The sequence below is a fragment of the Amycolatopsis tolypomycina genome (assembly GCF_900105945.1).
Classification (GTDB): Bacteria; Actinomycetota; Actinomycetes; order Mycobacteriales; family Pseudonocardiaceae; genus Amycolatopsis; species Amycolatopsis tolypomycina.
Genome location: NZ_FNSO01000004.1, coordinates 5,466,090 through 5,489,217 on the forward strand (window position 1 = coordinate 5,466,090; position 23,128 = coordinate 5,489,217).

21 protein-coding genes are annotated in these 23,128 nt (G+C 72.5%); 3 read left to right on the forward strand and 18 right to left on the reverse strand.

Going from position 1 to position 23,128, the window contains the following annotated elements:
• Positions 1 to 28 precede the first annotated feature (28 nt).
• Complete coding sequence (locus tag BLW76_RS34510) at positions 29 to 898, forward strand: NAD(P)-dependent oxidoreductase (RefSeq protein WP_091315446.1); 870 nt, start codon at positions 29 to 31, stop codon at positions 896 to 898.
• On the opposite strand, the gene BLW76_RS34515 is transcribed toward BLW76_RS34510, so the two are convergent.
• From BLW76_RS34515 to mraZ, 14 genes are all read right to left on the reverse strand, one after another.
• A complete protein-coding gene (locus tag BLW76_RS34515; protein WP_208613451.1) occupies positions 867 to 2,117 on the reverse strand; it encodes a vanadium-dependent haloperoxidase in 1,251 nt (416 codons plus the stop codon). The two genes, BLW76_RS34510 and BLW76_RS34515, sit on opposite strands and share 32 nt — an antisense overlap.
• A gap of 73 nt (positions 2,118 to 2,190) precedes the next feature.
• Positions 2,191 to 3,021, reverse strand: coding sequence for an NAD(P)H-binding protein (locus tag BLW76_RS34520; protein WP_091315451.1), 831 nt, complete (start codon positions 3,019 to 3,021; stop codon positions 2,191 to 2,193).
• A 79-nt stretch (positions 3,022 to 3,100) separates the two neighbouring features.
• On the reverse strand, positions 3,101 to 3,937 hold the full coding sequence (locus BLW76_RS34525; RefSeq protein ID WP_091315455.1) for a cell division protein FtsQ/DivIB: 837 nt from the start codon (positions 3,935 to 3,937) through the stop codon (positions 3,101 to 3,103).
• A 4-nt stretch (positions 3,938 to 3,941) separates the two neighbouring features.
• Complete coding sequence (murC, locus tag BLW76_RS34530) at positions 3,942 to 5,330, reverse strand: UDP-N-acetylmuramate--L-alanine ligase (RefSeq protein ID WP_091315457.1); 1,389 nt, start codon at positions 5,328 to 5,330, stop codon at positions 3,942 to 3,944.
• A complete protein-coding gene (murG, locus tag BLW76_RS34535; protein WP_091315460.1) occupies positions 5,323 to 6,447 on the reverse strand; it encodes an undecaprenyldiphospho-muramoylpentapeptide beta-N-acetylglucosaminyltransferase in 1,125 nt (374 codons plus the stop codon). The genes murC and murG overlap by 8 nt, the downstream gene beginning before the upstream one ends.
• On the reverse strand, positions 6,444 to 7,946 hold the full coding sequence (gene ftsW / locus BLW76_RS34540) for a putative lipid II flippase FtsW (RefSeq protein WP_091315463.1): 1,503 nt from the start codon (positions 7,944 to 7,946) through the stop codon (positions 6,444 to 6,446). The genes murG and ftsW overlap by 4 nt, the downstream gene beginning before the upstream one ends.
• Positions 7,933 to 9,339: a UDP-N-acetylmuramoyl-L-alanine--D-glutamate ligase gene (gene murD, locus BLW76_RS34545; protein WP_244170455.1), complete on the reverse strand. Its 1,407-nt coding sequence runs from the start codon at positions 9,337 to 9,339 to the stop codon at positions 7,933 to 7,935. The genes ftsW and murD overlap by 14 nt, the downstream gene beginning before the upstream one ends.
• Before the next feature lie 2 nt (positions 9,340 to 9,341).
• Positions 9,342 to 10,424, reverse strand: a complete 1,083-nt coding sequence (gene mraY, locus BLW76_RS34550) for a phospho-N-acetylmuramoyl-pentapeptide-transferase (protein ID WP_091315466.1) — start codon at positions 10,422 to 10,424, stop codon at positions 9,342 to 9,344.
• Positions 10,421 to 11,938 (reverse strand): UDP-N-acetylmuramoyl-tripeptide--D-alanyl-D-alanine ligase, encoded by a 1,518-nt coding sequence (locus BLW76_RS34555; protein WP_091315469.1) that lies wholly within the window; start codon positions 11,936 to 11,938, stop codon positions 10,421 to 10,423. Before BLW76_RS34555 ends, mraY begins: the two co-directional genes overlap by 4 nt.
• Entirely contained in the window at positions 11,935 to 13,479 is a 1,545-nt protein-coding gene (locus tag BLW76_RS34560) for a UDP-N-acetylmuramoyl-L-alanyl-D-glutamate--2,6-diaminopimelate ligase (protein WP_091315472.1), read from the reverse strand. The genes BLW76_RS34555 and BLW76_RS34560 overlap by 4 nt, the downstream gene beginning before the upstream one ends.
• A gap of 199 nt (positions 13,480 to 13,678) precedes the next feature.
• Positions 13,679 to 15,601 carry a peptidoglycan D,D-transpeptidase FtsI family protein gene (locus BLW76_RS34565; protein WP_167384841.1) on the reverse strand — a complete coding sequence of 641 codons (1,923 nt, stop codon included), beginning with the start codon at positions 15,599 to 15,601 and terminating at the stop codon, positions 13,679 to 13,681.
• Positions 15,601 to 16,332: a cell division protein FtsL gene (gene ftsL / locus BLW76_RS34570; protein WP_091315476.1), complete on the reverse strand. Its 732-nt coding sequence runs from the start codon at positions 16,330 to 16,332 to the stop codon at positions 15,601 to 15,603. The genes BLW76_RS34565 and ftsL overlap by 1 nt, the downstream gene beginning before the upstream one ends.
• A complete protein-coding gene (gene rsmH, locus BLW76_RS34575) occupies positions 16,329 to 17,276 on the reverse strand; it encodes a 16S rRNA (cytosine(1402)-N(4))-methyltransferase RsmH (RefSeq protein ID WP_091315479.1) in 948 nt (315 codons plus the stop codon). Before rsmH ends, ftsL begins: the two co-directional genes overlap by 4 nt.
• 214 nt (positions 17,277 to 17,490) lie before the next feature.
• Positions 17,491 to 17,922 (reverse strand): division/cell wall cluster transcriptional repressor MraZ, encoded by a 432-nt coding sequence (mraZ, locus tag BLW76_RS34580; protein ID WP_004561064.1) that lies wholly within the window; start codon positions 17,920 to 17,922, stop codon positions 17,491 to 17,493.
• 565 nt (positions 17,923 to 18,487) lie between these two features.
• On the opposite strand from mraZ, the gene BLW76_RS34585 reads away from it, so the two are divergent.
• A complete protein-coding gene (locus tag BLW76_RS34585) occupies positions 18,488 to 19,438 on the forward strand; it encodes a hypothetical protein (RefSeq protein WP_091320226.1) in 951 nt (316 codons plus the stop codon).
• A 43-nt stretch (positions 19,439 to 19,481) separates the two neighbouring features.
• On the opposite strand, the gene BLW76_RS34590 is transcribed toward BLW76_RS34585, so the two are convergent.
• From BLW76_RS34590 to BLW76_RS34605, 4 genes are read right to left on the reverse strand one after another with little or no spacing between them, the layout of a single operon-like run.
• Positions 19,482 to 20,207, reverse strand: coding sequence for an ESX secretion-associated protein EspG (locus tag BLW76_RS34590; RefSeq protein WP_091315482.1), 726 nt, complete (start codon positions 20,205 to 20,207; stop codon positions 19,482 to 19,484).
• On the reverse strand, positions 20,204 to 20,761 hold the full coding sequence (locus BLW76_RS34595) for a PPE domain-containing protein (RefSeq protein ID WP_091315485.1): 558 nt from the start codon (positions 20,759 to 20,761) through the stop codon (positions 20,204 to 20,206). The genes BLW76_RS34590 and BLW76_RS34595 overlap by 4 nt, the downstream gene beginning before the upstream one ends.
• 14 nt (positions 20,762 to 20,775) lie before the next feature.
• Positions 20,776 to 21,363, reverse strand: a complete 588-nt coding sequence (locus BLW76_RS34600; RefSeq protein WP_425266033.1) for a DUF3558 family protein — start codon at positions 21,361 to 21,363, stop codon at positions 20,776 to 20,778.
• Between the two features lie 40 nt (positions 21,364 to 21,403).
• Positions 21,404 to 21,754, reverse strand: a complete 351-nt coding sequence (locus BLW76_RS34605; RefSeq protein WP_091315487.1) for a hypothetical protein — start codon at positions 21,752 to 21,754, stop codon at positions 21,404 to 21,406.
• Positions 21,755 to 22,026: 272 nt separating this feature from the next.
• On the opposite strand from BLW76_RS34605, the gene BLW76_RS34610 reads away from it, so the two are divergent.
• Positions 22,027 to 23,094, forward strand: coding sequence for an AAA family ATPase (locus tag BLW76_RS34610; protein ID WP_208613452.1), 1,068 nt, complete (start codon positions 22,027 to 22,029; stop codon positions 23,092 to 23,094).
• Positions 23,095 to 23,128: the final 34 nt, after the last annotated feature.

Consider the following 23,128-nt stretch of genomic DNA (forward strand, 5'->3'; position numbering starts at 1 on the left):
GTCAATGTCAAGGTTTAGCTTAGCCGCCATGACCTCCGTGACCGTCCTCGGACTGGGCCCCATGGGCCGCGCCCTCGCCGCCGCGTTCATCGCCGCCGGCCACCCGGCCACCGTGTGGAACCGCAGTCCCGGCAAGGAAAACGGCCTTCGAGCCGCCGTCGCCGGAACTGCCGCCGAAGCGATCGCGGCCAGTCCGCTCGTCGTCGTCTGCGTGCGGGATTATGCCGCGGTGCACGCGATCCTCGACGTCGAAGCACTCAAGGGCCGCACCCTGGTGAACGTCACCGGCGGCTCGCCCGCGCAAGCCCGCGAGCTGGCTTGCTGGGCCGCGGAGCACGGAATCGGTTACCTCGACGGCGTGATTGTCGCGACGACCGACGCCATCGGCGGCCCGGACGCCACGCTGTTCTTCAGTGGCCCGGCCGACGTCTACGAAAAGCACCACCACACCCTCGCCGCGCTCGGCGGGAACCCGGCCCACCTCGGCGAAGACCCCGGCCGGGCCGCCGCGTTCGACGCGTCGCTGCAGGACATGCTGTGGACGTCGATGAGCGGCGTCGTCCACATGTTCGCCCTCGCCGAAGCCGAGCGCATCGACGCCACCGACATCGCCGGCCACGCGAAGGCGCTGCTCGGCTTCTTCCCGGACATGATCGACTTCCTCGCCGGCCAGGTCGCGGCCGGCAGCTACCCCGGCGACGCGGGCACGCTCGACGCCACCGCGGCCACGATGGACCACGTCCTCGCCGCCGCCCGGGCGAGGAACCTCGACAACGGCGTCCTGTCCGCGGCCCGCGCCGAAGTGCAGCGGGCCATCGACACCGGGCACGGCAGCGACGGCTTCGGCCGGCTCGCCGCGCTCCTGCTCAGTGACGCGGCCGCAGGGAGTGCTTCGTGATGTACTTGCCCACGCCCGTGCCGAGCGTCGTGCCGTCGACGTCGGCGGAACGGAAGTGGATGCCCGCCCAGATACGGGCTCCGATCACTTCGGCGGTCGCCTGGGAGAAGCGCTCGAAGTGGCGTGTGGTGCCGCTGTCGACGCTGTAGGCGCTGAACGAAACCCTGTCCCGGCCGAAGAAGTGCTGGTACGCCGTCATCTGCGCGGCGGTGCGGCAGGTGTGGCCGGACGGGTAGTCGGGGTTCGGCGGGGTGACCACCAGCGGCGTCCAGCCCGGATCCGCCTCCGTGGCCGGGTTCCCGTCGGCCGCGGCGAGCCGGACGGCGGTGACCGGCCGCCAGAAGTGCCAGAACTCCTTGTCGTTCGCGCAGGCGATCGCGCCGTCCGTGCCGGCGAAGTCCGCCAATGCGTAGAGGCGCGCGGTGTCCAGCACGCCGAGCCGCTGGGTGACCGCGAGGTCGCGCTTCATCCCCCAGCTGACGGACCGCCGGTCGTGCCACCAGAGCGCCGCGTCGGTCTGGTCCGCGGTGCGGGCCGTGCTCGTCGCCGAGCCGAGCCGCTTGACCTCCTCGAAATCGCGGGTGTACGCCCGGCTCGTGAGCGACGGCGGCCCCGGCGTGCGGAACATCGTCGCGTCCGGAATGGCGAACGGCTTCAGGAAACCGACCCAGGCGCCCGTGTTCTCGAAGGCGGGCGGGGTCGGGCGGTACTGCCCCGGCTCGGTGCCGACGGTCCAGAGCCGCGGGTCGAAGGCCCCGTCGTGCTGCCGGGCGGCGAGCATCGCGGCGGCCGCCTCGGCGCCGACCCGGATGCCGCCGCGCTTCGCCGGCCCGTCCGGGAGGCCGGCCAGCCACTCGTCGTACTGGACGCGCAGCCTTTCCCGCTGTTCCGGGAAAATCGCGTCCAGCACGCGGTGGGCGGCCGTGCCGACGGCGGCGTCCGCCGACTCCCGGCCGGTGGCCCGCGGGGCGGTGAGGTAGGGCTCGTACGGCGTCCCCTCGATCGCGTTCACCGCGTCGTAGACCGCCCCGCTGACCATGGCGAACCCCCGCCCGGCGACCTGCGGCGGAGCCTGGTGCGCGACGTCCCAGATCGCCGTCTGCGCGTTGAGGTCCCAGACCACGACGGCGTTCGGTGCCGTGTTCGCGGCAGCGGCCGCCGCCGGTGGCGCGGTGAGAGTGAGAGCCGCGAGAACCGCGGCGCAGCGTGCCTTGACCATAGTCAACCCCATGCGTTTCGCATCGACACCGCTACGCAACGTATCGCCACCCGTCCCGCGGAGGCAATCCCCCTTATGCGAAGACTGCCCGGTTCGCCTCGGCCCATTCGGCGTACGTCGTGCCCGGGCGGCCGAGCAGTTCTTCCACCACGCCGGTCGGCGCCTGCGGGTGCCGCAGCGTTTCTTCGAAGCCTTCGAGCAGCCATCCGACGGCGTCTTCCGGGACGCCGTAGGCAATCCACTGCGTGCGCTGCTCGTCCGGGCTCAGCTCACGGAACCGGATGTCCTTGCCCAGCACCGAAGCCAGGGTTTCGGCCTGCCCACGCTGGCTGATCGCCGCCGGTCCACTGAGGACATACGTGGCGCCGACGTGCCCGTCGGTCGTCAGCACCCGCGCGGCCACCGCGGCGATGTCGCCGAGGTCGATGGGGGTCGATGTCGCGTCGCCGTAGGCCAGCGCCACCTCGCCCGCCCGGACCATGGGCGCCCAGTCGAGCGTGTTGTTCATGAACATGCCGGGCCGCAGGAAGGTCCAGGCGAACCCGCCCTCCCGGACGGCCGCTTCGACGGCGGCGTACTCGTGGCCGCTCGACCCCTCGTGCTCGTCCCCGACACTGCTGCCCGACAGCGCGACGACCCGCTCGACACCGGCGTCGGAAGCCAGCTCGCAGAACCGCCGGACGGTCCGCGCCATCGGGGCGAGGTACACCGCCGAGACGCCCTTGAGCGCCACCGGCAGGGTGGACGGCCGCGCCAGCGACCCGACGACCACCTCGGCTTCCGGTGGGAGTTGCGCGCGGTCCGGGTCCACGGTCAGCGCCCGCACGGCCACCCCCGCGGCCAGCAGTTCGTCGACCACCAGGCGGCCGACGCTGCCGGTCGCCCCTGTCACCAGGATCGTCATGAGCACCCTCCTCGTTCTCGTATGCCGTACGAGATAGTACGGCATACGAGAACTCCGGGGCACCCGGAAAACGGGAGATTCAGGAAGTGATCGTCGGCAGCTCAGGCGCCGCGACGTCGTAGACCTTGCCCTCTTGCGTCAGCAGCGCCGCCAGGACCTTGGCCTTGCGGTCCGTCTGCTCCGCGGTCCCCCAGCGGACGATCTTCCCGTTGGCCAGCGTGAACTCCACGCTCGCCGGCGTCTTCGCCGTCGCCGTCGTGACCTGCTTCAGCAGCTGCTCCGGGATCACCCCGAGCACCGCCGTCACCGCTCGGGTCACCGGGTCGTCCGCCGACACCTTCGGCAGCTTCAGCTCCGGCAGGCCCGGTGGCCGCGCCGGGATGGTCTTGAACACCACGCCGCCGCCGTCGACGAGGTGAACTCCGTCGCCGCCGGGGCCGCTGTCGAAGAACGCGATCGCCGTGCGCTCGGTCACCGTGATCTCGACCGTGTTCGGCCACGAGCGCGACACCTCGACCGTCGCGATGCCCGGCATCGCCGCCACGCGGTCGCGGATCTCGTCGGTGCTCAGGCGCAGCATCGGCTTGTCCGCCGGGACCGCCGCCACCGTGCGGATCTGGTCGGCGGACACCGTGCGGGACCCGTTCACCGCGACGTCCCGCACGCCGAGCATCGAGCTGAAGAACAGCAGGTACACCAGCGCCACCACGGTGAGCACCGAAAGCAGCGCGACCCACCGGCGGCGGATCTCCACCTGCCGGTTGGGCCGGTTGCGCGGTGACGGCCGCGCGGCGGCGGCGCGGGTCCGGCGGCGCTCCTCCTCGGAGCGCCGCCCCCGCCGTTGCCGGGCCAGGGAGGCGCGATCCTCTTCCGCGGCGGAGGAGGACGGCGGGCGGCGTTCCCTGGTCGGACTCATGGCCTCAGCGCTTGTCCAGCTCGGCGAGGATCTCCGGGCCCAGCTGCGTGACGTCGCCCGCGCCCATGGTCACCACGAGGTCGCCGGGCTTGGCCAGCCCGGCCGCCAGCGGCGCCGCGACGTCGAACGCCGGCTCGTAGTGCACCGCCGCGGTCACCTTGTCGGCGATCAGCGCGCCGGTGACGCCCGGCTCGGGCTCCTCGCGCGCGCCGTAGACGTCGAGCACGACGACCTCGTCGGCCAGCGACAACGCCTCCGCGAACTCCGTCGAGAACGTCTTGGTCCGCGAGTACAGGTGCGGCTGGAAGACGACGATCACGCGCCCGGACCCGGCCGCCGTCCGCACCGCGCGCAGCTGGGCGGCCACCTCGGTCGGGTGGTGGGCGTAGTCGTCGTAGACGCGGACGTCGCCGGCCCGGCCCTTGAACTCGAAGCGCCGCCGGACGCCGCCGAACGCCGCGAGCCCCTCGACCATGCCCTCGACCGGCGCGCCCAGCTCGATCCCGGCCAGCAGGGCCGCGACCGCGTTGAGCGCCATGTGCTCACCCGGCACGGCGACCCGCACCGACAGCTCCGAGCCGTCGAGCAGCAGCCGCACGACCCCGCCGTCCGGCGCCGGGGCGTAGTCCAGGACCTGCGCGTCGGTGGCCGTGCGCCCGTAGCGGCGGACCCGGACGCCCAGCTCCGCGGCCTGCTTGCCCAGTTCGTCGGCCGCGGCGTCGTCGGCGCAGACGATGAGCAGCCCGCCCGGCACGATCCGGCTGACGAACTCGGTGAAGACCTTCGTGTAGGCCTCGGCCGTGCCGTGGTGGTCGAGGTGGTCGGGCTCGACGTTCGTCACGACCGCGACCGACGGCGAATACGTCAGGAACGAGCCGTCGCTCTCGTCGGCCTCGGCGACGAAGACGCCGCCTTCGCCGTGGTGGGCGTTGGCGCCGGACTCGTTGAGGTCGCCGCCGATGGCGAACGACGGGTCGAGCCGGCAGTGCTGCAGCGCCACGGTGAGCATCGACGTCGTCGACGTCTTGCCGTGCGTGCCCGCGATACAGGCGACGCGGTGGCCTTCCATCAGCCCGGCCAGCGCCTGGGCCCGGTGCAGCACCGGGATCCCGGCTTCGCGCGCCGCGGCCAGCTCGGGGTTCGTCTCCTTGATCGCCGTCGAGACGACGACCGCGGACGGCGGCTGCGAAAGCGCGGCGATGTTCGAGGCGGCCTGGCCGACGAACAGCTCGGCGCCCTGGGCCCGCAGCGACAGCAGCGCGCGCGACTCCTTGGCGTCCGAACCGGAGACGAAAGCCCCGCGCGCCAGCAGGATCCGCGCGATGCCGGACATCCCGGCGCCGCCGATCCCGATCAGGTGCGCCCGGCGCAGCTCTTCGGGCAACTCAGGCACGGGCGGCCTCCAAAACGATCCGGGCGAGGGTTTCGTCGGCTTCGCGGTGGCCCATGCCGACCGCCGCCGCGCCCATCTTCGCGACGCGGTCGGCGTCGGTGACCAGCGGGACGACCAGCTCGGCGACCTTGGCCGGGCTGAGGTCGGCGTCGTCGATCATCAGCGCGGCCCCGGCGTCGACGGCCGGCCGGCCGTTGGTGGCCTGCTCGCCGTTGCCGATCGGCAGCGGGACGAACACCGCGGGCAGCCCGACCGAGGTCACCTCGGCGACGGTCATCGCACCCGAGCGGCAGATCGCGACGTCGGCGGCGGCGTAGGCCAGGTCCATCCGCTCCAGGTACGGCACCGGCACGTACGCCGGCTTGCCCGGGAACTCCTGCACGACCAGCGTGTTCTTCGGCCCGTGCGCGTGCAGGACGCCGACGCCGGCGTCCGCCAGGTCCTTCGCCGCGCCGGACACGGCCGCGTTGATCGACTGCGCGCCCTGCGAACCGCCGAAGACCAGCAGCGTCGGCGCGTCCGGGTCGAGGCCGAAGAACTCGCGCGCCTCGGCCCGCAGCGCGGGCCGGTCCAGCGCCGTGATCGACCGCCGCAGCGGGATCCCGACGACCTCGGCCTTCGGCAGCGGCGTCCCCGGGACGGCGACCGCGACCCGCGCGGCGAACCGGGCGCCGACCTTGTTCGCCAGGCCGGCCGACTTGTTGGCCTCATGCACGACGATCGGGACGCGCCCGCGCGCGGCCAGGTAGGCGGGCAGGGCGACGTACCCGCCGAAGCCGACGACGACGTCCGCGCCGACTCGGTCGAGGACCTCGCGGGTCTTGCGCACCGAGTCGCGGACCTTCAGCGGCAGCTTGACCAGCTCCGGCGTCGGCTTGCGCGGCAACGGCACCGGCGGGATCAGCTCGAGGGGGTAGCCGCGGGCCGGGACCAGCTTGTTCTCCAGGCCGCGCTCGGTGCCGAGGGCGACGACCGTCGCGTCGGGGCGCAGCCGCATGACGGCGTCGGCCAGGGCGAGGGCGGGTTCGATGTGTCCTGCGGTGCCACCTCCGGCGACCACGACCACGGGCGCCTTGCCCGCGGCGGCTCGCTCGGTTCCCTTGACGGGCTTACTCACCTATGACCTCTCCGGTTCGCGGTACTCCGGGTACCACGGCTCGCTGTTGTCCGCGCGGCCCCGCCGCGAGACGTGGCCGTGCTCGTCCGTGCCGCGCTGCGGCGCACCGGTTCGCGGACCGACCTGCGTCGTTCCTGTGCCGGGGCGGGCCGGGCCGCACGGGGCGCCGGCCGGGCCGCCTTCGCCCCACTCCGCCCCGCCGCCTTGCGCGTGGCGGGCGGGCGGTACGGGTCGGGCGCGGGCAGCCGCAGCAGACGCCCGAATTTACCCGGCCCCTGTGTGCGCAGCGCGGCCACCGCCTCCGGTTCGTGCCGGGCGGCGTTCGCGAGCACGCCCATGATGAGCATGGTGATCACCAGCGAGGTGCCGCCGTAGGAGATGAGCGGCAGCGTGACGCCGGTGACCGGCAGCAGGCCGACGACGTAGCCGATGTTGATGCCGGCCTGGGCCACCAGGAACACCGTCAGCGTGCCGGAGACGATCCGGATCCACGGGTCGATGTTGCGGGTGGCGATCCGCAGGCCCACGATCGCGACCCCGCCGAACAGGGCGAGCACGACGACGCAGCCGATCAGCCCGAGCTCCTCGCCGATCAGGGCGAAGATGAAGTCGTTCTGCACATTCGGCAGGTAGTTCCAGCTGGCCGCGCCCTGGCCGAGGCCCTTGCCGAGGACGCCGCCGTCGGCGAGCGCCAGCTTGGCCTGGTTGGCCTGGAAGCCCTCGGCGCTGACGTCGGCGTCCGGCGAGAGGAACGACATGACGCGGGCGAGCCGGTAGGGCGCGATGACGGCGAGCACGAGCACGCCGGCCAGGCCGCCGGCGAGGATGACGCCGAAGAGCCGTTTCGGGGCGCCGGCGAACCACAGCAGCGCCAGCAGGACGACGGCGAGTGTCACCGTGCCGCCGAGGTCGGGCTGCAGCATGACCAGGGCGAACATCAGCAGCGCGATCGGCACCACGGGCACCAGCAGGTGCCGCCACTGGTGGATCACGTTGTACTTGATCACCAGGATGTGCGCGCCCCAGAAGGCCAGCGCGACCTTCGCCGCTTCGACCGGCTGGAAGGTGAACTCGCCGATCTTGAACCAGCCCTGCGAGCCGTTGACCGTCGAGCCGAGCGGGGTGAGCACGAGCACCAGCAGGCCGAGGCAGATCACCGTCGCGGTGGCCGACATCCGCCGGATCCGCTCCAGCTTGACCCGCAGGCCGAGCCAGAACACGACCGAGCCGAGCGCGACGAACACCAGGTGCTTGATGAACAGCGAGTACACGCCGCTGCCGGTCTTCGGGTTGTAGGAGGCGACCGACGACGCCGACAGCACCATGACGATGCCGATGACGGTGAGCACGCCGGTGAGGGCGAGCACGAGGTGGAACGACGCCAGCGGCCGCGAGAGCCACGCGGTCAGCGCGGTCCGGAAGGCGACGAAGCCGCTCTCCTTGCGCTCGCGGCGCGGCCGCTTCGGCGGTGGTACGGGCTTCGGCTCAGCTGTCGTCACTCGGCTCCCCCGCTGCGTCGTCGCGGAGGACATGCACGGCCGCGGCGAACGCGTCGCCGCGCTCGCCGTAGCTCGAGAACATGTCCAACGACGCCGCGGCGGGTGCCAGCAGCACCACGTCACCGGGTCGGGCCATCGCGCTGGCCGCACTCACCGCCGCAGTCATGGGTTCATCGTCACCCGGACGGAGGCTGTTCACCGGGACATCCGGCGCGTGTCGCGCAACCGCGGCGGCGATCACGGGTGAATCGACGCCGAGGAGCACGACCCCGCGCAGGCGGCCGGCGATGCTGCTCACCAGCTCGTCGACCGAGGCACCCTTGAGCTGGCCGCCGGCGATCCACACGATGCTTTCGTGGGCGCGCAGCGACCCGGCGGCCGCGTGCGGGTTGGTCGCCTTCGAGTCGTTGACGTACCGCACCCCGGCCACCTCGGCGACCTCGACGGCCCGGTGCGGCGCCGGCTGGTACTCGCGCAGGCCCTTCAGCACCGCATCGGCCGAGACGCCGTGGGCGCGGGCCAGCGCAGCCGCGGCCAGGGCGTTCGCGACGTTGTGCGGGCCCGCCGGGCGGACGTCCGAGAGCGTGGCGAGCTCCTCGGCGCTGTTCGCCGGGTCGGCGACGAAGGCGCGGTCGACCAGCAGGTCTTCGACCACGCCCAGCTCGCCGGCGCGCGGGGTGTCGAGCTGGAAGCCGACGCGGCGGGCGCTCTCGGGCGCGTGCTCGGCGGCGATCCGGGTGGACCAGTCGTCGTCGGCGTTGTGCACGGCGACCTTGGCGCGGGCGTAGACCCGGCCCTTCGCGGCCGCGTACTCGTCCATGGAGCCGTGCCAGTCGATGTGGTCCTCGGCCAGGTTCAGCACCACGGCGGCGTCCGGGGCCAGCGTCGAGGACCAGTGCAGCTGGAAGCTCGACAGCTCCACCGCGAGGACGTCGTAGCCCGCGCGGACCGCGTCGAGTGCCGCGTAGCCGATGTTGCCGCAGGCCACGGCGTTCGCGCCGGCCGCCTTGAGGATCGATTCGAGCATGCCGGCGGTGGTCGTCTTGCCGTTGGTGCCGGTCACCACCAGCCAGCACGGCGGGTGCTCGCGCAGCTGCCCGACCCGCCAGGCCAGTTCGACGTCGCCGATGACCTCGACCCCGGCCTCGGCGGCGGCCACGAGCAGCGGCGACGTCGGCCGCCAGCCGGGGCTGGTCACGACGAGGACGACGTCCGACGGTGGCTCGGTCAGGCCCGGCACCAGCTCGGCGCCGAGGCCGTCCAGCTCGGCCAGGCGCTCGGCGTTGCCGTCGGTGACGGTGACGCGGGCACCCAGCTCGACCAGCACCGGCACCACGGACTTGCCCGTGACGCCGGCTCCGGCGACGAGAACGTGACGACCCTCGACGTCCAACGTCAGCCTCCGAGACCCAGCTGCTCGCTGTAGAACAGGCCGAGGCCGAACATGCAGCAGATCGCCGAGAGCAGCCAGAACCGGATGATCACCGTGGTTTCGGCCCAGCCGGCGAGCTCGAAGTGGTGGTGGAACGGCGCCATCCGGAACAGCCGCCGCCGGGTCGTGCGGAACACCGCGATCTGCGCGACCACCGAGATCATCTCGACCATGAACAGGCCGCCGATGACGATGGCGAGCAGCTCGGTGCGGGTCGTCATGGACAGCCCGGCGACCAGGCCGCCGAGGGCCAGCGAGCCGGTGTCGCCCATGAAGATCTTCGCCGGGGCCGCGTTCCACCAGAGGAACCCGACGCAGGCGCCGGTCGCCGCGGCGGCGACCACGGCCAGGTCGAGCGGGTCGCGGACGTCGTAGCAGGCGGGGGCGGGCGCGTTCGAGCAGGACAGCCGCTCCTGCCAGAACGAGATGACGACGTAGGTGGCCAGCACCATCGCCGCCGCGCCGCCGGCCAGGCCGTCGAGGCCGTCGGTGAAGTTCACCGCGTTCGACCAGCCGGAGATCACGATGTAGCAGAAGATCACGAAGATCACCGACGGGAAGGTGATCAGCGCGAGGTCGCGGACGTAGGAGAGGCTCTCCGACGCCGGCGTGATGCCGTGTTCGTTCGGGAAGTTCAGCACCAGCACCGCGAAGGCGATGGTGACCACGAGCTGCCCGACCAGCTTGGCGGTCTTGTTCAGCCCCAGGTTCCGCTGTTTGCGGATCTTGATGAAGTCGTCGAGGAACCCGACGATCCCCAGGCCCACCGCGAGCATCAGGACGAGCAGCCCGGAGGCCGTCGGCGCGCCGCTGCGGGAGTTGAACATCCAGTTGATCAGGTGCGCGGCGAAGTACCCGACGACCATCGCGATGATGATCGCGACACCGCCCATGGTCGGGGTACCGCGCTTGGACTTGTGTCCCTGGGGGCCTTCCTCGCGGATCTCCTGGCCGAAGCCCTGCCGGGAGAAGACCCGGATCAGGTAGGGCGTCAGCAGGATGGAGATCAGCAGGCCCGCCGCGGCCGCGATCAGGATGCTGATCACGCGTCACCACCGTTCGAGCGATTCTCGGAGTTGTCGGTTTCCCGGGGTTCGAGCAGGGCTGGTTCGAGAAGGGCTTCCGCGACCCGCCAGAGGCCGGCGGCCTTGGAGGCCTTGACCAGCACCACGTCCCCGGGGCGGAGCTGATCATGCAGCAAGGCGACGGCGGCCTCGACGTCGGGTACCAAAGTGGATTCCTCGCCCCAGGAGCCTTCCTGGAACGCACCCTGGTGCATGGCCGCCGCCTCCGGCCCGATGACGACGAGCTTGGCGATGTTCAGCCGGACGACGAGCCTGCCGATCTCGTCGTGGGCGTTGACCGAGTCCGCGCCCAGCTCGCCCATCACGCCGAGCACCGCCCAGGACCGGCGGCCGGTCTCCCGCGTCATCGCCGCGAGGGCCTTCAGGCCGGCCCGCATCGACTCGGGGTTGGCGTTGAAGGAGTCGTTGAGGATCGTGACGCCGTCTTCGCGCGTGACGACCTCCATGCGCCGCGCGGACCGCCGTTCGAGGCCGGAGAGCCGGGTGGCGATGTCCGCAGGGCGCACGCCCAGCTCCAGCGCCACGGCCGCGGCGGACAGCGCGTTGCCGACGTGGTGCTCGCCGTGCAGCGGCAGCCGGACGTCGGCCTCGCCGGCCGGAGTGATCAGCCGGAAGGACGCGCGGGCCTCGTCGTCGAGCGTGATGTTCTCCGCCCGGACCTGGGCGGAGGCGCTCTCGCCGACGAACACCACGCGGGCCTTCGTGCGGCTCGCCATGGCCGCGACCAGCGGGTCGTCGAGGTTCAGCACCGCGACGCCGTCTTCGGGCAGGGCCTCGACCAGCTCGCCCTTGGTCTTCGCGATGCCTTCGCGCGAGCCGAACTCGCCGACGTGCGCGCTGCCGACGTTGAGCACGACGCCGATCTTCGGCGGGGCGATCTCGGCGAGGTGGGCGATGTGGCCCGGGCCGCGCGCGGACAGCTCCAGCACGAGGTGCTTGGTCTCCGCGTCGGCCCGCAGCGCCGTCCAGGGGTGGCCGAGCTCGTTGTTGAACGACCCGGGCGGCGCGATCGTCGGGCCGAGCGGCTCGAGCAGCTGCGCGATGACGTCCTTGGTCGAGGTCTTCCCGGAGGAGCCGGTGACGCCGACGACGGTCAGCTCGCCCTCGGCGAGGCGCTGCACGACGTGCCGGGCGAGCTTGGCCAGCGCGGCCAGCACGGCGGCGCCGGAGCCGTCCTTGTCGCCGGTCAGCGCGACCGACCGCTCGTGGGCCTCGCCCGCGGGCAGCGGCGGGACGACGATCGCGGGCGCGTCGACCTCGCGGGCGGCCAGCACGGCCACCGCGCCGGCCTCGATCGCCTGCGCGGCGAAGTCGTGGCCGTCGACCTTCTCCCCCGGCAGGGCGACGAACAGGCCGCCGGGCGTGAGCTTCCGGGTGTCGAACTCCACGGTGCCGGTCACCTGCGCGCCCGGCTCGGCGCGGTGCAGCCGGCCGCCGACGACGTCGGCGATCTCGGCCAGGCTGAGCACGATCACACACTCACCTCGAGTTTGTTGCGGATGGCCGCGGCCAGCTCGTCGCGGTCGGAGAACGGGTGCACGACACCGCCGGCCTCCTGGCCGGACTCGTGCCCCTTGCCGGCGAGGAAGACGATGTCGCCCGGCTCGGCCAGCGCGACGGCGTGCGCGATGGCCTCGCGGCGGTCACCGATCTCGACGACCTCGCCGCCCTCGGCGGGCCCGACCGCGCGGGCGCCGGCCAGCATGGCGGCGCGGATGGCCGCCGGGTCCTCGGAGCGCGGGTTGTCGTCGGTGACGATCAGGACGTCGCTGCGGCGGGCCGCGGCCTCGCCCATCATCGGCCGCTTGGCGGTGTCCCGGTCGCCGCCGCAGCCGAGCACGGTGATGATCCGGCCCTCGGTGCGGGCGCGCAGCGCGTCGAGGCCCTGGGCGACCGCGGCGGGCTTGTGGGCGTAGTCGACGACGGCGGTGAACTCCTGGCCGACGTAGACCCGCTCCATCCGGCCCGGCACCTGCACCTGGGCGAGCCCGGCGACGATGTGCTCCAGGCCCACGCCGGCGGTGCCGAGGATCGCGGCCGCGAGCACGGCGTTGGCGACGTTGAACTCGCCGGGCAGCGGGATCCGGGCCGCGGCGCGGGCGCCGTCCGGGCCGTGCAGGGTGAACGTCTGCTCGCCCTGCGGGGTGGCCTCCAGGTCGGTGGCCTTCCACGCGGCCTCGGTGCCGGGATCGGTCGTCACGGTGATCGTCTGCGGCGTGAGCAGGGCCTGGCCCCACGCGCTGTCGACCACGACGACCTCGTGCGTCGAGCGGCCGTCGAACAGCAGCGACTTCGCGGCGAAGTACTCCTGCATGTCCTTGTGGAAGTCCAGGTGGTCCTGGGAGAGGTTGGTGAAGGCGCCGACGGAGAACCGGGTGCCGTTGACGCGGCCCAGCGCGAGCGCGTGGCTGGAGACCTCCATCGGCACGTGCGTGACGCCGCGCTCCAGCATCACCGCGAGCAGCGCCTGCAGGTCAGGCGCCTCCGGCGTGGTGAACCCGCTGACCAGGCGTTCGCCGGCGATCCGGGTCTCCACCGTGCCGATCAGGCCGGTGGTCAGGCCGGCGGCCTGCAGGCCGGCGTCGACCAGGTAGGACGTCGTGGTCTTGCCGGAGGTGCCGGTGACGCCGAGGACGGACAGTTTCAGGGACGGCTCGCCGTAGATCCAGGCGGCGATCTCGCCCAGTGCCGCGCGCGGGTCGGCGTGGACCAGGATCGGGACACCGGCGTCACGCAGGGCGGGCCGCTCGGCGCCGGCGGCGTCGGTGAGCACCGCGACGGCCCCGGCCGCGACGGCCTGGTCGCTGAAGTCGGCGCCGTGGGCGCGGGCGCCCGGGAGCGCGGCGAAGAGGTCGCCGGGCAGCACGTGCTGCGCGCGCAGCGTGGTGCCGGTGACGGTGAGCTCGGCCGCGTCGGGCGAGCCGGCGATGAGGCGGGCGTCCGCCCTGGCGAGCAGCGTCGCCAGCGGGACCGGGTCGATGCGCGCCGGGCGGGGCGGCGCGGGGACCGCTTTCACCGGGCTTTCCGGCACCTGGGAACTGGACGAGGACACGGACACGGCCAAGAGGCTACCGGCGGGGTGTTCGGGCACCCGCACGCGGTACGGCGATTGCGTGCGGGCCGGGCACATGTGCTAAACGGCGATCTGGACCCTCTTGTCCCGCAACGGTTTCCCCCGCGCCGGCCCAAGTGGACTCTGCCGCGGCCGGTCGTGCCTACTGGATGACGAGCGGGACCTGCGGCGAAGGGCCGTCCGACAGCGGGATCTGGTACCGCTGCGTCAGGTACGAGGCGAGGTTGTGGAACAGCGGGCCCGCGGAGTGCCCCACCGGCAACGTCGTGTCGGGCGCGTCGAGCCGGATGGCGACCACGAACCGCGGGTGGTCGGCGGGCAGGATGCCGGCGAAGGTGATGTTGTACAGGTGGTCGCTGTAGGCCTTCGTCCGCGGGTCGACCTGCTGGCCGGTGCCGGTCTTGCCGGAGATCTGGTAACCCTCGACGGCCGCGGTGGGCGCGGTGCCGCTCTGCTGGCCCTTGCCCTTCTGCGCGACCGCGCGCATCATGTCGCGCACCGTCTTCGCCGTCTGCGGGCTGACCACCTGCACCGTCTTCGGCGCCGGCTCCGGCACGGTCGTGCCGTCCGGGTTCACCTTCGCCTTGACGATCCGGGGTTCGACGCGCAGGCCGTCGTTCGCGATCGCCTGGTACATCCCGGCCATCTGCAGGATGGTCATCGACAGGCCCTGCCCGATCGGCAGGTTGCCGAAGGTGGTCGCCGACCACTGGCTGCGCGCGGGTACCGAGCCCGCGCTCTCGCCGGGCAGGCCGACGCCGGTGCGCTGGCCGAGGCCGAACTTCTTGAGCAGCTCCGCGTAGCGCTCCTCGCCGATCTTCTGCGCCAGCAGCAGGGTGCCGATGTTGGACGACTTCGCGAACACGCCGGTGGTGGTGAACGTCTGGGTGCCGTGGTTCCAGGCGTCGTGCACGGTCTTGTCGGCGATCTGCAGCGAGCCGGGCACCTGCAGCGTCGACTCCGGCGTCGCGATGCCGTAGTCGATCGCCCCGGTGGCGGTGACGATCTTGTTGACCGACCCCGGTTCGAACGGCGTGGTGACCGCCGGGTTGGCCAGGTCGTCGGTGGTCCAGGTGCTCTGGTCGTTGGGGTCGAACGTCTTGTCGTTGGCCAGCGCGTAGACCTCGCCGGTCTTGGCGTCCATGACGACGGCCTGCCCGCCCTTGGCGTGCGACTGCTGGACGTAGTCCGACAGCTGCCGCTGCACCTCGTACTGCAGGTCGGAGTCGATGGTCAGCTCGAGGTCCGAGCCCGGGACGGCGGCCTGCAGGTCGCGCTCGGTGCCCGGGATGACGACGTTGTCGCTGCCGTTCTTGGTGTTGACCATCATCCGCCCCGGCGTACCCGCCAGGTCGTTGTCGCGCAGCAGCTCCAGCCCGACGAGGCCGTGCAGGTTGTGCTTGGACACGTCCTTGTCTTCGGACCGCCAGTTCGCGGCGCCGACGATGTTGGCCGCCAGGCTGCCGCCCGGGTACTCCCGCAGCGCGCGCTTTTCGACGCCGATCCACGCGAAGTGCTTGACGATGTCGGCGGCGACGGACGGCTCGACGTTGTTCACCAGGTAGGTGAAGGACGCCTGCTTGTGGAACAGGTCGAGCAGCTGCTGCTCGGTGATCAGGGCGGGCACCTTGCCGGCGATGTACTTGGCGGCCGCGGCGGTTTCGCTGTCGAACGTCTTCTTGGTGCCGGGGTTCTTCACGGCGAAGTCGTCCATGCTCTTGTGCAGCGCCTTGAGGTTCACCGAGAGCGTGCGCACCTCGACGCTGAACGCCAGCTTCGCGCCGTTGCGGTCCACAATGGACCCGCGCTGCGCCGGGATGTCGATGGTCTGGGTGCGCTGCCGCTCGGCCGCCGCGGACAGCGCCGCGGCGTCGAACCACTGCACCTGCACCAGTTTCACGCCGGCGACGAGCAGCACGGCCACGAGCAGCAGGCGCACGGCGGAGAACCGGCTGCGGTGCCCGCCGTTGCCGCGGCGGGCGGCCGCGCTGCGGGTGCCGGCGGCGTACGTCCGCCGGGCGCTGCCCGCGGCGCGCGCCCGGACCTGGCTGCGGCCCGAAGCCATCACTGGCCGCCTCCCGGCTGGGCCGGCGGCTGCTCCTCGGCGGGCACGGCGGGCTGGTCGCCCTCGATCGGCGCGCCCTGCTGCGACTGCGTGCCGGCGGCGGGCGCGGCGGGCGGCGCGGCCGGCACCACGGGGGCGTCCGCCTTGGCCTTCTTGGGCTCGCCGACGAGCGAGGTCTTCCCGTCCGGGCCGACGACGATCCGCGCCGGGTCACCGCCGGGCACCATGCCGAGCTGCTGGGCCGCGGGGGCCAGCGAAGCGGGCGACTCCGCCTTGGCGACGTCGCGCTGCAGCTGTTCCTTCTGCTCGGCCAGGTTCGCGTTGGTGGTGCGCAGCTGCTCGAGCCGGTAGGAGTCGGCGATGGCCTGCGTGGTCAGCCAGAGGGTGGTCGCCACGCCGGCGGCCAGCAGCGCCATCATCATCAGCACGAACGACGCGCGCGACTTCGGCAGCAGCGACTTCAGCTTGAACTTCGGCTTCTCCACCGTCTCGGCGGGCCGGGCCTTCGGCTCCGGCCGCGCCTCGCGCTCCTTGAGCAGGTCGGCACGCTGGGCACGGCGGGCGTAGGCGCGCTCGGCCGCGGACGTGCGGCCCCGCGAACCCCGTCGCGACGGGGCCTGCGCCGGCTGCTGGTCCGGCTCGACGGCGTCCGTCGAGGTGCGGGCGGCCTCGGTGCGCCCCCGCGTCGCCGGCGCGGCCCGGCGGCGGGAGGACTTCGCGGGAGCGGTCATCGCGGCTCTCCGATCCTCTCTGCGGCCCGCAGCCGCACCGAGGCGGCCCGCGGGTTCCGTTCGATCTCCTCTTCGCCGGCCTTCTCGGCGCCGCGCGTCAGGAGCTTCAGCTCCGGTCCGTGACCCGGCAGCTCCACCGGGAGCCCTTCCGGGGTGCGGGACTTCGCGAGCTCGGCCAGCGCCTGCTTGACCAGCCGGTCTTCCAGGGACTGGTACGACTCGACGACGATCCGGCCGCCCGTCTTCAGGGCGCCCAGCGCCGCCGGCATGGCGCGGCGGAGCACCTCGAGCTCGCCGTTGACCTCGATCCGCAGCGCCTGGAACGTGCGCTTGGCCGGGTGCCCGCCGGTGCGGCGGGTGGCGGCCGGGACGGCGTCGTAGAGCAGCTCGACCAGGCGTCCGCTGGTGGTGAACGGCTCCTGTTCGCGGGCTTTGACGACGCTCTTGACGATCCGCTGCGCGAAGCGTTCCTCGCCGTAGTCGCGCAGGATGCGGACCAGCTCGCCGGGCGCGTAGGTGTTGAGCACGTCGGCGGCGGTGAACCCGGTCGTCGGGTCCATCCGCATGTCGAGCGGCGAGTCCTTGGCGTAGGCGAACCCGCGCTCGGCGCGGTCCAGCTGCATCGACGAGACGCCGAGGTCGAACAGGATGCCGTCGGCGTGGCTCAGGCCGACGCTTTCGAGGGCTTCCGGGAGCCCGTCGTAGACCGTGTGGACGAAGTCGACGCGATCGCCGTGGCGCGCCAGGCGTTCGGCGGACTTCTCCAGCGCGGCGGGGTCGCGGTCGAGCGCGACCAGGCGCAGCCGCGGGAATGCCGTCAGGAGGGCGTCGGAATGCCCGCCGAGGCCGACCGTGGCGTCCACGAGGACGCCGTCGCGGTCGGTGAACACGGGAGTGAACAGCTCGACGATCCGGTCGAGCAGCACCGGGACGTGCTCGGTCATCGTTCCCTCCCCCTTTCTCGCCCGATCGGCCCGGGGGAAATATGGCGGATGCCGTCAGGTCCCTGTCCGCCCGCTGCGGACCTGGTACCGGGGAAGGTGCACCAGGGCTGTTGAGCGGACAGAGGCCTCACGGCATCCGGGTGGGCTTCCCCTCCACGCGCGGGCGGCGAACCTCTTCGTCCCCCGACGACGAAGGTGCACCGCGACCGCACGCCTAGAAGACGCCCGGCAGTACTTCCTCTCGAGCCTTCGCGTAGCTGTCTTCGTGTTCCTCCAGGTACGCCTGCCACGCTTGGGCGTCCCAGATCTCCAGCCTGGTGATCGCCCCGATCACCACGCACTCCTTGCTGAGCCCCGCGTAGCGGCGGAGCTCGGGCGCGATGGTGATGCGCCCCTGGCCGTCCGGACGTTGCTCGTCCGTGCCGGCGAACAGGTAGCGCTGGTAGGCCCGAACCGCCTCGTTCGTGAACGGGGCCTCGGCGACCTTGCGCGCCATCTGCTCGAACTCGGCGCGGGGGAAGACGAAGAGGCAGTGGTCCTGCCCCTTGGTGACCATCAGCCCACCCGCCAAGGCGTCACGGAACTTCGCAGGCAGCGCGAGCCGCCCTTTGTCGTCCAGCTTCGGGGTGTGGGTGCCGAGGAACACGGCCTCCACCTCCCTACCGTCCACGGTGGCGAACCACCCCGGACGGCCACGGGGCTTCCCTTCCGCCCCACTGGCCACCACCGTACCCCACTTTTCACCACAGTCAACGCGACAAACGGGCAGACCACTCCGTCGTGTGTTCCGTTTGCGCAGGTCAGCCGCGTGGGGCCAGGTGGGGGGCGTGGTGGGGGACGGTGGCCAAGATCCCCCGCACCGGGTGCCCGAGCAACCTCAGCTGTAGCCCAGACGTCCGCATAACGGCCGCGAAAGAACCCTCCCGCCCCCAGCGGGGAGCCGGGTGGGTCCCAGTGGGGAACCGAGGTGGCAGGAAGTGGGGAGCGGGCTGAGCCCGAGTCGGAACACCGAAACCCCGGCCAACATGTCATGAAAGAGTCGTTCACTACGCCGGACGCCATGAAAGAGTCGTTCACGACGTCCGGAGTTGTCCACAGGCTGCACGTGATCACGCCGAGTAGTCCACAGATCACGAAATGGCCTGGTATCGCGTAGCTCAGCCGGTCACGATCGAACCGTGAGCAGAGGATCTTGGAGACGTGACGCGGAGCTGATCTTCGCGGCCAGCAGGCGGGGCGTGATCACGGTGACGCAACTGGAGTCCCTGGGCGTGCCCCCGGCGACCAGCTACCGGCGCTGCCTCCCTGGCGGGCCATGGCAGCGGCTTCTCCCCGGCGTGGTGCTGCTGCGCACCGGCGCACCGACGCGGCGGCAGCTGGTCGAAGGCGCTCTGCTCCACTGCGGCGACCACGCGGTCATCACCGGGCTCGAATCGTGCCGCCGGCAAGGGCTGAAGCGCGACGCGCGCCCCGGCGAAGCGATCCACGTCCTTCTTCCGCTGCATCTGAAGACCACCAGCAGCGGCTATGTCCTCGTGGAGCGGACCAAGCGCATGCCAGTCCCGGTGCGGTCAGATGGGCTTCCCCTCGCCCCTGCCGTCCGAGCCGTGCTGGACGAGTGCCGGCGCATGCGCGAGCGCCCGCCGATCCGGGCTTTGCTCGCCGAAGCCGTTCAACAGCTGGGACTCGACCCCACCGACCTGAGCGGAGAACTGGAGACCGGCAGCCGCCGGGGTACCGCATTGCCCCGGGCTGTGCTCCGGGAAATCGCCGGCGGCGCCCGGTCGGCCGCCGAAGCCGAAGCCATGGCTGTGTGGCGCCGCACCGGCCTGCCCGAACCGGTGTGGAACTTCGAGCTCCGCGACGAGTGCGGCAACTACATCGCGATCCCGGACGCCTGGTGGGACAACGTGGCTCTGGCCTGGGAGATCGACTCGTACGAGTTTCATTTCGGGCAGCCCGGCTACGCGTCGACACTCGCCCGGAACAACCGGTACGCCGCCGCCGGTGTCGCGGTGGTGCAGACAGTGCCCAGCCGCCTGCGCACCGATCCTGCCGCGGTCGCCGACGACCTCGTCTCGGCTTATCGCGCGGCCGCCGGCCGTCCGCGTCCTCCGGTGGTCCTGACCGGACGTCATGAAAGAGTCGTTCATGACGCCTGACGTTGTGAACGACTCTTTCATGACGTCCGAGAGCGGGAACGGGTCAGGCGTCCGGGGTGAGGAGGGCGGTGACGCGGGCCGCGAGGCGGGTGCTGTCGACCGGGCTGACCGTCACCCACTCCTGCCCACCCCGGCCCGGCGTCTTCGTCGCGCAGTACGCGCCGACGTCGGTGTCGAACCACGTCAACCCGCCGACCCGCTCGACCCGCCCCGACGCCGACCTGCGGCTCACGCTGAACTGTCCCGCCGCGTACACCGGCCGCGCCTGGATCGCCCGGACCTCCTCGAGCTGCCCCGACGCCGTCCCCGAGGCGGCGTCCGCAGCGAGCGTCGACGCCGGGAGGCTGATGCCGTACCCCGGGCCGGCCGTCAGCTCCGGCAGGACGTCGACGATCGCCGTGCCGAGCTCGCCCTCGCGGATGGAGTCCAGGCCGATCGTCTGCTCCGGCTGGGTCGCCAGCACCCCGCGGCGGCCGCGGGCGGCGGTGACCGCGCGGAACGGCGACGACGCCGTCATGTCCGCGAGCGCCTCACACGCCACGAAAACCTCCCCGGACGCGAGCAGGTCCAGCCGCGCCGAAAGCGCCGGCTCCAGCCGGGACCCGTCATAGAGGCCCCGCGAAGCCAGGTTCTCGTAGACGGCCTTGCGCACCTCGGCGCGTTCGGCGTCGGTGACACCCACGCTGCGGACGCTCAGCGGTTCCGGCGGGCGGTCGTGGCCGAGGTCGGTCCAGAGGATGTCGAACGCTGACGCCGAGACCCGGATCAAGCCCGCCCCAGCGCCGGCGGGGCGGGGAACGTCTCGGCCGGCACGTACCCGCGCAGGGCGGTGTCCCGCGTGCGGAGGACGTCGATGGCCTTCTGCCGCGCGGCCTCCGCCTCGGCGCGGCGAGCCGCCATCTCGCCGGCCAGCCCGGCCAGGGCGAACACGCTTCCGCTGGACGCGGCGTCGCGGATCATCGCCGCCGGGTCGTAGGCCACCGGCGGCGGCATGTCGGCCCGCGCCCGCGCCGCGACCTCCGCCTGCGCGCCGACCGCCTGCCCGACCGACGCCGAGACGGCGGCGGAGTGCGACAGCCACCGCGCGGCCCGGCCCAGTGCCGCCCGCGCCGCGTCGCCCGCCTGGCCGCGCCAGTGCTCGTCCGACGCGGCGACCAGCGCGGCGACGTCGGCGGTGGACTCCTGCAGCCGTTTCGCCAGCCCGTCCCAGCGTGCGCCCGCCTCGCCCGCGGCGACCGGGTCGTTGCCGCGCTCGACCTCCGCGGCCATCGCTTCGTGGCTGTAGGCCTCGTACCGCGCGGTGGGCACGGGTGGTTCGGGCACGGCGCACCTCCTGGTCAGGGCAGCTTGGGTTCGACGAGCCCGGCCACCGTGGCCGCGCGACGGCACGCGAGCGGGGTGTCCGAGAAGCCGCTGTTGCTGACGTCGATCTGGACGCTGGCGCCGTCGCCGACCCCGAGCAGCACGGCGCAGGTGCCGTCGGCGGCCTTCTTGTCGGCGACCTTCAGCGCCGGGTGGGTGCCGACCGTCGTCTTGGTGACGTTCTTCGTGGCGACGTCGAGTTCGGCGAGGCCGTGTTGTTCGTCGTAGGTGACGGTGACGCCGAATGTGCCGGGCACGGTCCAGTCGCAGGCCCGGGCCCCGGCGATGTCCTTGGATTTGCCGAGCACGGTGATGCCGGCGGTCGAGCGGTCCTGCGGGGAGAGCAGGGTGCAGAGGTCGGCGAGTCCGGTGGGCACGGCGGACGGCGGCGGCACGGCCGGACCGGAGGCCTGCGCGGAGGTGTGCCCGACGGCGGCCGGCGGGGCGCTCTGCTGCCCGCACGCCGCCACGAAGAAGAGGAGAAGCGCGCACGCCACCGGGCCCCGCGCACCCACCGCACGGCGCCCCGCGGCCGTCCGCCCGGCACGCACCAGCTCACCCACCGCACGGCGCCCCACAGCCGTCCGCCCGGCACGCACCCGCTCACCCACCGGTGCAGTCCACGCCTCGGGCCGCCTGCTCGTCCGCGTGCTGGTACTTCGCCAGCGCCTCCGCGATCCGCCGCTTGAGCGTCTCCAGCTCCTTGCCGAACGCCGTCAGCTGCTGGACCGCCGAGCCCTGCCCGCCGATGCCGTACTCCGCCATGAAGTCGCCGATCTCGCCCGCGTACCCGCCGCCCAGCGGGACGCTGCGCCCCAGCACCTTGGCCTCGCGGACCATCTCGCCCACGACGTCCTGCAGCTGGCCGAGCTTCGCGTAGGCGTCGGTGGCCAGCTCGGGCGCGACCGCGAAACCGCGCACGTCGAACGGCAGCTGGGTTCGCAGCTCGCTCATAAGCGGTTACGCCTCTCCGTAGCCGGGCGACCTCGAACCGCAGCATACGACAGAGCAGGGCGTCAGCGGGAGCACCCAGAATCGGGTGAATACTCACCCTTTCGAGGTATCGTCCCTGCTTGCGCAGTGTCATCGCGGGGTTCCAGCCCCCGGTTCGCCCGGGTTTGACACACTGGGTGGAAGGCTGGTCGCTGCGCGCGGACAGCAGCGAGGGGGCCGTTCGGCCCGGCCGGGCGCACAATGCGCGCGGCCATGCGCCACCAGGAGGTCGAGTGACGTCGAGAATCCAGTCTGCCGCGCCCGGATCGGGCGAGCAGGCATCCGGGCGGCCGCTTTATCCGGCGGAGCCCTCGGGCAACGGCCGGGCCCACGGTCACCCCGGCAGAGTGCCGCTGGACGAACTGCACGACACCGCCCGGCGGATCGCCGCCAACGTGGAGCGCGTGCTGGTCGGCAAGCCCGACGTCATCCGGATCGCGCTGGTCACCCTGCTCGCCGAAGGCCACCTCCTGGTCGAAGACGTGCCCGGCGTCGGGAAGACGTCGCTGGCCAAGGCGCTCGCCCGGTCGATCGACTGCACGGTCAGCCGTATCCAGTTCACCCCCGACCTGCTGCCGAGCGACGTCACCGGCGTCTCCATCTACAACCGCCAGTCCGGCGAGTTCGACTTCCGCCCCGGCCCGGTGTTCGCGAACATCGTGGTGGGCGACGAGATCAACCGCGCCTCGCCGAAGACGCAGTCGGCGCTGCTGGAGTGCATGGAAGAGCACCAGGTCACCGTCGACACCTCGACGTACCGCCTCGAGCAGCCGTTCATGGTCATCGCGACCCAGAACCCGATCGAGATGGAAGGCACCTACGCCCTCCCCGAGGCCCAGCGCGACCGGTTCACCGCCCGCGTCTCCATCGGCTACCCCGACCAGCAGGCCGAGCTGGCCATGGTCGACGAGCACGCCGGCCACAACCCCCTCGAGGACCTGCAGCCGGTGTCCGACGGCGAGACCGTGCACAGGCTGATCGAGACGGTCCGCGGCGTGCACATCGCGCCGGAGGTCCGCCGGTACGCCGTCGACGTCGTCGCGGCCACCCGCGGTGTCCCGGAGATCCGGCTCGGCGCGTCCCCCCGGGCCACGCTGCACCTGGTCCGCGCGGCGCGGGCGCAGGCGGCGCTGTCGGGCCGCGACTACGTCGTGCCGGACGACCTGCACACGGTGGCGGTCCCGGTCCTGGCGCACCGACTGGTGCTGACCACGGAGGCCCACGCCGCCCGCCGGTCGGCCACCGACGTCGTGCGCGCGGTGCTGCACCGGGTGCCGGTGCCGCAGGGCACCCGGCCCTAGCGGTGACATCCGGGGCTTCGCCCCAGGCCGGGGG

What these genes read in the sequence shown, in the direction of transcription:
- BLW76_RS34510 (WP_091315446.1), top strand. Translation starts at nt 29, where the DNA reads ATGACCTCCGTGACCGTCCTCGGACTGGGCCCCATGGGCCGCGCCCTC.
- BLW76_RS34515 (WP_208613451.1), bottom strand. Translation starts at nt 2,117, where the DNA reads ATGGTCAAGGCACGCTGCGCCGCGGTTCTCGCGGCTCTCACTCTCACC.
- BLW76_RS34520 (WP_091315451.1), bottom strand. Translation starts at nt 3,021, where the DNA reads ATGACGATCCTGGTGACAGGGGCGACCGGCAGCGTCGGCCGCCTGGTG.
- BLW76_RS34525 (WP_091315455.1), bottom strand. Translation starts at nt 3,937, where the DNA reads ATGAGTCCGACCAGGGAACGCCGCCCGCCGTCCTCCTCCGCCGCGGAA.
- BLW76_RS34565 (WP_167384841.1), bottom strand. Translation starts at nt 15,601, where the DNA reads ATGGCTTCGGGCCGCAGCCAGGTCCGGGCGCGCGCCGCGGGCAGCGCC.
- ftsL (WP_091315476.1), bottom strand. Translation starts at nt 16,332, where the DNA reads ATGACCGCTCCCGCGAAGTCCTCCCGCCGCCGGGCCGCGCCGGCGACG.
- rsmH (WP_091315479.1), bottom strand. Translation starts at nt 17,276, where the DNA reads ATGACCGAGCACGTCCCGGTGCTGCTCGACCGGATCGTCGAGCTGTTC.
- BLW76_RS34605 (WP_091315487.1), bottom strand. Translation starts at nt 21,754, where the DNA reads ATGAGCGAGCTGCGAACCCAGCTGCCGTTCGACGTGCGCGGTTTCGCG.